The sequence below is a fragment of the Acidovorax sp. JG5 genome (assembly GCF_017939685.1).
Lineage (GTDB): Bacteria > Pseudomonadota > Gammaproteobacteria > Burkholderiales > Burkholderiaceae_C > Acidovorax.
Genome location: NZ_JAGKSE010000050.1, coordinates 1 through 4,149, shown reverse-complemented (window position 1 = coordinate 4,149; position 4,149 = coordinate 1). Strand labels below are relative to the sequence as shown.

The 4,149-nt window shown below is 59.9% G+C and carries 4 protein-coding genes and 1 pseudogene; 4 read left to right on the top strand and 1 reads right to left on the bottom strand.

Features of this window, described 5'->3' with window-relative positions:
- The 4 genes and pseudogenes from J8G26_RS19510 to J8G26_RS18955 all read left to right on the top strand — a co-directional run.
- Window positions 1-628 (top strand): annotated as a pseudogene (locus tag J8G26_RS19510) (hypothetical protein); the annotation flags it as partial.
- 14 nt (window positions 629-642) lie between these two features.
- Window positions 643-1,356, top strand: coding sequence for a hypothetical protein (locus J8G26_RS18965; protein WP_210570803.1), 714 nt, complete (start codon window positions 643-645; stop codon window positions 1,354-1,356).
- Window positions 1,344-1,745 carry a hypothetical protein gene (locus tag J8G26_RS18960; RefSeq protein WP_210570802.1) on the top strand — a complete coding sequence of 134 codons (402 nt, stop codon included), beginning with the start codon at window positions 1,344-1,346 and terminating at the stop codon, window positions 1,743-1,745. Before J8G26_RS18965 ends, J8G26_RS18960 begins: the two co-directional genes overlap by 13 nt.
- Before the next feature lie 285 nt (window positions 1,746-2,030).
- Window positions 2,031-2,528, top strand: coding sequence for a hypothetical protein (locus tag J8G26_RS18955; RefSeq protein ID WP_210570801.1), 498 nt, complete (start codon window positions 2,031-2,033; stop codon window positions 2,526-2,528).
- A 342-nt stretch (window positions 2,529-2,870) separates the two neighbouring features.
- Here J8G26_RS18955 and J8G26_RS18950 read toward each other — a convergent pair whose 3' ends face one another.
- Window positions 2,871-3,587 (bottom strand): YkgJ family cysteine cluster protein, encoded by a 717-nt coding sequence (locus tag J8G26_RS18950; RefSeq protein ID WP_210570799.1) that lies wholly within the window; start codon window positions 3,585-3,587, stop codon window positions 2,871-2,873.
- Window positions 3,588-4,149 lie beyond the last annotated feature (562 nt).

Below are 4,149 nucleotides of genomic sequence, written 5' to 3'. Positions count from 1 at the left end.
AAGATTACGACGGTTTCCTTTTAAACACCTTGAAAGGGGTGCCTATGAGGGCGAGACCAAGGCCGCCCGCAAAATTCTGGTGAGCTTCGAAATCACCGACAGCGACAACCGCCGCGACGATGGAAGCCCGCACATTGTGAGCAAGCGATTCACTGCCAGCCTTCACCCAAAGGCCGGGCTGCGCAAGTTTCTGGAGGCATGGCGGGGCCGCCCGTTCACCGCTGAAGAACTGAAAGCCTTCGACCTGAAAACCTTGCTGGGCATCCCCTGCCTACTGGGCATCGTGCACCAAGAAAAAGGCGACCGCGTGTATGCAAACCTGAGTAGCTGCATGAAGCTGCCCAAAGGCTTTGCCGCTGCGCCTGGTGCGGAGCCGCTGGTTTCCTTCGACCTTGACGCCCCCGACTGGCAAGCGTTTGCCGGGCTCAGTTCACGCCTGCAAGCGCAGATAGCCGAAAGCCCCGAGTTCGCCCGCAGCAACCCGCCCAAGGCCATTGCACTGACCGCCGCAGGGCAGACACCAGCAGCGCCAGCAGCAGCCCCCACCCCAGCGCCAGCCCCTACCGCACCGCCTGCTGGCGCTGCTGGCAGCGGTTTTGACGACATGGATGACGACATTCCGTTTTGATGAAGGGGAACACCATGCAACTGATTTTTGACATTGAAACCATCCCCAGCCAACACCCCGACGCCAAAGCGCAGGCCCGCGCCAGCATCAAGCCGCCCGGCACTTTGAAGAAACCGGAGAGCATCGCCGCCTGGTGGGCCACCGAAGCCGACGCCGCGACCGAAGAAGCCTACCGCCGCCAAAGCCTTGACGGTGGGCTGGCCGGTGAAATCGTGAGCATTGCCGCCGTCACTGGCGATGGCCGTGAGTGGGTGCACTGCCGCCCCCAGGGCGAAAGCGAAGCCGCGTTGCTGACCGCCTTCGGTGAACAGGTGAGCCGATGGATTGATGACGACGCCCGCGCCGTGGCTGATGGGTTCAACTACGCCCAAGACCCGTACCTGATTGCCCATAACGCCGCCTTCGACCTTGGGTTTTTGTGGAGGCGCTGCATCGTCAACAGCGTCCGCCTGCCGTTCAAGGTGCCCGCACCATCCGCCCACGCTGGCAAGGACTACGGCGACACGATGCTGACGTGGGCCGGGTATGGCAACCGGGTAAGCCTTGACGCCCTGTGCCGTGCGCTGGACATCCCCAGCCCCAAGGATGGGGGCATTGATGGCGCAGGGGTGTTTGATGCCTGGCAGGCTGGCCGGTGTGAGGAAATCGCCGCCTACAACCTGCGCGATGCCGTGGCGACTGCCGAGGTGTGGCACCGACTGAACGGGGGTGGCACATGGCAGGACTGAGCCGCAACAAAGGCAAGGCCGGTGAACGTGAGCTGGCCCGCCTGCTGGCAGACCTGACCGGCCACGATGTGCGCCGCAGGGTGCGCCAGCATGACGGCGACGACGACCTGGTGGGCGTGCCCGGCTGGTCAATCGAGGCCAAGCGCTACAAGGCCGCGCCGCCCGCCCTGGTGGCGCAGTGGTGGGGGCAGGCCGTGGAGCAAAGCCGCCTCACCAATGCGCTACCCGTACTGTTCTACCGGGCAGACCGGGCAGACTGGCGCGTGGTGTGGCCTGCTGGCTTGCACCAATCCCCCAGGCCGCAGCCCTTGCCGCCCGGCTTTGATGACACCCTGACCGGCGACCCCTTGACCTGGTGGCGCATGGTGCGTGGCCTTGCCCCAAGCTGAGGAGCAGCGCCAGTCCCCAGCCATTGCCGCACCTTGCGCGCTGGGGGCTTACTACTTAACCCCCTTGGGCAATGGTGCGAAACAGTCCGTGAGTGCGCCAGCATGACCCGCACGGGGCAGAGCGCCGGGAGAACCTTTGACGGGGGGGGTGCCCCCCGGTGCATAGGTTCTCCCTGCACTCCCACGATGCGGGTAATTCGTGCCCCGACCCCGCCCTAGTCAGTAGATTTTTTAGAATGGTTAACAGTGAGTGATAACCATTCTCAATTAAGCAATGCGCAGCATATGACAAAACCACCTTCACAGAACGCCATTGGCCGTGCGTTGGGCTTGTCCTCCCCCGCCATGACCAAGATGAAAAAGCAGGGCTGCCCCATGACTTCGATTGAAGCCGTGCGCGCCTGGCGTGAAAAGCACTTGAACATCGCCATGCGCAAGCCAGAGCCGCGCCGCACCACCGCAGCCACACGCGACCACCTGGCACATGCACAAGCCTGTATGCGTGGCGCTGCCGCGCTGCTGGTGGCTGGCCTGCCGCTTGATGTGTTCGCCCCAACACTACGGGCCGCGCTGCGCAACGTGCCGCCCGAACTGCGCGATGCCGTGGGGCTTGACCTTGAGGTCATGAAAACCTTGCTTGCCCCCGTCCTGGCGCTGATACCGGAGGAGGGAAAAGACACGGGCGAAAAGATGACCGACGATGATGCGCAGGACGCGGGGCAATTCCTGTACTCCGTCGCCTGTGGCGAAATCATCTTTGTTCCAGACGGTGGGCCGTCATGAGCGAAGCGACACGGGCCGCAGGTGAGCCGCCCGGCTGACATGGCCCTGAGCCCAACACCCAGCCCCCGCCTGTGGGGCTTTTTTGTTGCTGGTGCTGGGTGGTTTTGCCGAAATCGCTTACATCCGCCCTTACATCGAACAGAAAACAAAAAAGCCCGCTACCGCATTGATAGCAGGCTTTCCTTATCTAGCTTGGTAGGGCGTGTTGGACTTGAACCAACGACCAAAGGATTATGAGTAATCTGTCAAGAAAAACATTTCCTTTTAACATCAACAGGTTATGGAATCAGCGCAGGCTCTAGGCTACATCCAGGCTACAGAAGCGCTCAATAATTCTCTGCGCTACCCAGGAAAAAAGTCTCGGATGTCGGCAAACCTGGAGTCCGGCACCTTCGCCAAGACCGCAAGGTAGGCTGATTTTGCGCCGTCGAAACTGACCATTCCCATTCCTTCTTCGTACGCACGTTCAGGCTCACACCAATACGCGGTCGTATCGAAAGACACATGAGCTCGACAGGCATAGGGACGAATTGCGTAGACCGAACATGCGTTCTCGACAAGGAAGGGGCACGCAACGCCCGCGAAGCGGGTTGGATCATGATGGATGTGGTGATCTACGCGGTTAATGCGTTTTTTGCTGAATTGCGCCAAACGCTCGGCTTCCATGGAAGAGATGGTCACATTCATCCGGCAACAGGCAGAGCAACCTTTTCCGCATGCAATAAAAGGTTTTGCCGCCTCCCCGAGTTCTTCAACCAGGCGATACAGCTTGCCAAGCTTTGACTTCGCGGACGAATTCTCGCGAAGGACTTCCTCCCCAATGAGGTCTTCACGCTTGGCTAAATCTTGAGGAATGGACGCGATAAAAGAGGAGGCGCGGGCTTTGGATGCAGCCACCGCATCCCTGAAACGCTGTTGATCGGCAGCAATCATTACGATGAACCCCGTTAAAGGCGACAATTTAATAGCAACTTCTTGGCAACCTGCGTGGCCATCAAAGGGCGCGCCCAAGTCATTGAAGTGCGCCGGAGCGCTGCCCCAAGTCACCTGTCGGGCCATGCCAACAGGTGCGCCTTTTCGTCAATGGCCAAGACGAAGAATAAGTGGTAGGCCGTGTAGGACTTGAACCTACGACCAAAGGATTCAGGTTGGCGTGGGTTTCCCCACTCCCTGGACTATCTCATCACCCGCGTCACGATGTTTCCATCGCACGTAAGGGTGCCGGGCGCTCGTGGGGTGCTTATCGGATTGGCTCCTCACACCCTAGTCTCTGCACCTTCCCGCCTACCGATCTTTCGACCTGCCTTCGGCGGGCTTGGCTCAGGATTGCCGTGATACTTCATACGAAGCCGACGGTTTCCCTGAATTCACCCAGTTTTCCGCTGGCGCTCTCACGCCAGGGTCACCATTTTGATGAGTCCTCTGCTCTAACCAACTGAGCTAACGGCCCACATGCTTATTATCGCAGCAGATTGCACTGCTGCCGTGGTGGAGTGGTCACATACCGAGCAATCATGCCGACTCGATGGTTTCCGAGAGGCGGAAACCCGCATGACTGCTTGCTTTTTTAGTCGCATCATCGTAAGCGCACGGCAAACCCATGTTGACCGCAGATGGCTAC

Excerpts from the sequence above, each read along its gene's own strand:
- J8G26_RS18965 (WP_210570803.1), top strand. The coding sequence starts at position 643 with ATGCAACTGATTTTTGACATTGAAACCATCCCCAGCCAACACCCCGAC.
- J8G26_RS18960 (WP_210570802.1), top strand. The coding sequence starts at position 1,344 with ATGGCAGGACTGAGCCGCAACAAAGGCAAGGCCGGTGAACGTGAGCTG.
- J8G26_RS18955 (WP_210570801.1), top strand. The coding sequence starts at position 2,031 with ATGACAAAACCACCTTCACAGAACGCCATTGGCCGTGCGTTGGGCTTG.
- J8G26_RS18950 (WP_210570799.1), bottom strand. The coding sequence starts at position 3,587 with ATGGCCCGACAGGTGACTTGGGGCAGCGCTCCGGCGCACTTCAATGAC.